Genomic DNA, 3265 nt, shown 5'->3' on the forward strand with positions numbered 1-3265 from the left:
CTCATTGCGTGGGTGCTCCTTGGGGTTGGTGGTGGGTGGTCAGACGAACTCGACGCCGGGGTGGCCGAAGAGCTCGCGGGTCCTCCGGGCCCGGCGCGCGAGGCCGTCGCTTCGGGCGCGAGTTACCTGGGCGTCGGGCCGTGTCACACCACCAGCACCAAGACCGGCCTGCCGGATCCCATCGGGCCCGCCGGGGTACGCGCCGTCGTCGACGCCGTCGACGTGCCCGTCATCGCGATCGGCGGAGTGACCGCCGCCCGGGTGGCGGCGCTGCGGGCCGCCGGGGCGTACGGGGTGGCGGTGGTCGGTGCCGTCTCCGCCGCCGCCGACCCGGCACTGGCAACCGCCGAGCTGATCGAGGCCCTGACGTGCTGACCGGCCGGTCCCCGTCACCGCCGTCGAGCGACCGGGTCCGGCCGGACGTGGCGGTGGTGGGGGCGGGGCCGATCGGGCTGGCGATCGCCTGGCGCTGCGCCGCGCGGGGGCTGCGCGTGGTGGTGCACGATCCGGCGCCCGGCTCGGGGGCGTCGGCGGTGGCCGCCGGCATGCTCTCCCCGGTCGCCGAGGCGTACTTCGGCGAGCGGCAGCTGACCGGGTTGCTGCTGGCGTCCGCCGCCCGCTGGCCGGCGTTCGCCGCCGAGTTGACCGAGACGACCGGAGTCGAGATCGGCTACCGGACCGAGGGCACCCTGATGGTCGGGCTCACCGGCGACGACCTGGCCGAGGCGCGCCGGCTGTGGGCGTACCAGCAGGGGTTGGGTCTGCCCGTGACGCCGCTGCGCCCCAGCGAGCTGCGCGACAGCGAACCGGCGCTCGCCCCACGGGTGCGCGGAGGCGCGCTCGCGCCCACCGACCACCAGGTCGACCCCCGGCTGCTGGTGCCGGCGCTGCGCACGGCCGCGCAGCGGGCCGGCGCGGTGCTCGTGCCGCAGCCGGTCCGGTCGCTGTCCGATGTGGACGCCTTGGTCACCGTGGTAGCCGCCGGCTGCGGGGCGGCCGCGCTCACCGGCCTGCCCGTGCGGCCGGTCAAGGGTCAGATCCTCCGGCTCCGCGCGCCCGACGGCGTCGCGCCGGGCTTCCGGCACGTGATCCGGGGGTACGCCGACGGCGAGCACGTCTACCTGGTGCCCCGCGCCGACGGTGAGGTAGTGCTCGGCGCCACTGTCGAGGAGCGCTCGGACACCACTGTCACCGCCGGTGCCGTGCAACGGCTGCTGCGCGCCGGAGTCGACCTGCTGCCCGAGCTGGCCGAGTACGACCTGGTCGAGGCGGTCGCCGGGCTGCGTCCGGGCACCCCGGACAACGCGCCGATCATCGGGCCGCTGCCGGACCGACCGGACGTCCTGGCCGCCACCGGGCACCACCGGCACGGCATCGTGCTCACCCCGATCACCGCCGACCTGATCGCCGACCTGGTGCTCGGCGGCGTACCCGACCCGCTGCTCGCGCCCTTCCGTGCCGACCGCTTCGGCGGAGCCGCGTTGGCCACGTCGGGCGGAACTGAACAGACGATGGAGGGGGACCTGTGGAGTTGACCGTGAACGGGGCCGGGCGAAGCGTCGCCGCCGGCGCGTCAGTGGCGGACCTGGTCCGCGACGTCGTGGCGCACCCACGCGGGGTGGCGGTCGCTGTCAACGGCGAGGTGGTCCCCCGGACCGGCTGGCCAGACCGAGCGCTGCGCGACGGTGACCGGGTCGAGGTTCTCACCGCGGCGCAGGGCGGGTGAGCGGCGTGGCGTTCGAACTGGGTGGCGAGACCTTCACCTCACGGCTGATCCTCGGCACCGGTGGCGCCGCGAACCTGCACGTCCTGGAGCAGGCGATCCGGGCGTCCGGCACCGAGCTGGTCACACTGGCGCTGCGCCGGGTGGGCACGGCACCGGGCTCCACCGGTGGGCTGCTGGAACTGCTGGACCGATGCGGCGTACGCCTGCTGCCGAACACCGCCGGCTGCCACACCGCCACCGAGGCGGTGAAGGTGGCCCGATTGGCCCGGGACGCGTTCGACACCGACTGGGTCAAGCTGGAGGTGATCGGCGACGAGCGGACGCTGCTGCCCGACGGGGTGGAGTTGCTCCGCGCCGCCGAGGAGTTGGTCGCCGACGGCTTCACAGTGCTGCCGTACACCAGCGACGACCCGGTGCTCGCCCGCCGTCTCGCCGACGTGGGCTGCGCCGCGGTGATGCCGGCCGGCTCCCCGATCGGCTCGGGCCTCGGCATCGGCAACCCGCACCACATTCGACTCATCAGGCAGGGTGTGGACGTGCCGGTGATCCTCGACGCCGGCATCGGCACCGCGTCCGACGCGGCGCTGGCCATGGAGCTGGGCTGCGACGGGGTGCTGCTGGCGAGCGCTGTCACCCGGGCGGCCGACCCGGTGGCGATGGCCACCGCGATGCGGTACGCGGTCGAGGCCGGGCGCCTGGCGGCCGGCGCCGGTCGGATCGAGCGCCGTTTCCACGCGCTCGCCTCCACCCCCGACGAGGGAAGACCCGAGCTGTGACCCCGCCGTCCGGGGTTGTCGTGCTGACCGATCGGCGCGTCGCGCGGAGTGGGCTCGACCAGGTAGTGGCGGGCGCCGTGGCCGGGGGAGTGCGCTGGGTGGTGCTGCGGGAGAAGGACCTGCCGCGCGCCGAACGCGCCGCCCTCGCCGCCGGCCTGCGCGCGATCCTCGCCGACGTCGGCGGAATCCTCATCGTGGCCGGCCCCGACCCGCTCGGCGGCGACGCTGTGCACCTGCCCGCAGCCGGCCCGTACCCACCGCCAACCCACGGTCTGGTCGGCCGCTCCTGCCATCACCAACCCGAGCTGGACCGCCTGACCGCCGAGCACTACGCCACCATCTCCCCGGTCTGGCCCACAAAGACAAAACCGGGTTACGGCCCACCCCTGGGGCCGGACGGCCTGCGAAAGCTTGTCGAGACCAGCCCGGTACCCCTGCTGGCCCTCGGCGGAGTGGAAACCCCAGAACAGGTAACCGCCTGCGTCAAGGCAGGAGCCGCCGGAGTGGCGGTGCTCGGCGCGATCATGCGAGCCAAAGACCCCACCGAAACAGCCGCGAGTTTGACCAGAGCCTTCAAAGAGGCGGTCACCCCTGTGCTGACCCAAACCCGGCGCGGGGTCACCCAGGTCTCCACGTCAGGGCTGCGGCCGACCGTGCCCACGCAGGGATCAAGCCTGACCGCCCGGAGTGGATGGACGGCCAGCGGGCCACCTACCTGGCGTTGCGGGCGCTCGCCGACGAGTTGTGCGACGGCCGGTGGGTG

The 3265-nt window shown here is 74.5% G+C and carries 4 protein-coding genes and 1 pseudogene; all 5 read left to right on the plus strand.

Translation table 11 applies throughout. The features are described 5' to 3' along the window. Window positions 1–375: thiamine phosphate synthase (locus AB0C20_RS35770; RefSeq protein ID WP_357569677.1), on the plus strand; the 375-nt coding region annotated here is incomplete at its 5' end. Next, window positions 372–1535, plus strand: a complete 1164-nt coding sequence (gene thiO, locus AB0C20_RS35775) for a glycine oxidase ThiO (protein ID WP_357569678.1) — start codon at window positions 372–374, stop codon at window positions 1533–1535. The genes AB0C20_RS35770 and thiO, both read left to right, overlap by 4 nt. Further along, window positions 1526–1726, plus strand: coding sequence for a sulfur carrier protein ThiS (gene thiS / locus AB0C20_RS35780; protein WP_357189395.1), 201 nt, complete (start codon window positions 1526–1528; stop codon window positions 1724–1726). The genes thiO and thiS overlap by 10 nt, the downstream gene beginning before the upstream one ends. Continuing rightward, a complete protein-coding gene (locus AB0C20_RS35785; protein ID WP_357189396.1) occupies window positions 1723–2502 on the plus strand; it encodes a thiazole synthase in 780 nt (259 codons plus the stop codon). Before thiS ends, AB0C20_RS35785 begins: the two co-directional genes overlap by 4 nt. Beyond that, window positions 2499–3077: pseudogene (locus AB0C20_RS35790) on the plus strand (thiamine phosphate synthase); the annotation flags it as partial. The gene AB0C20_RS35785 and the pseudogene AB0C20_RS35790, both read left to right, overlap by 4 nt. Between the last annotated feature and the right edge of the window lie 188 nt (window positions 3078–3265).

The sequence above is a fragment of the Micromonospora sp. NPDC048843 genome, from assembly GCF_040649965.1.
Classification (GTDB): Bacteria; Actinomycetota; Actinomycetes; order Mycobacteriales; family Micromonosporaceae; genus Micromonospora; species Micromonospora hortensis.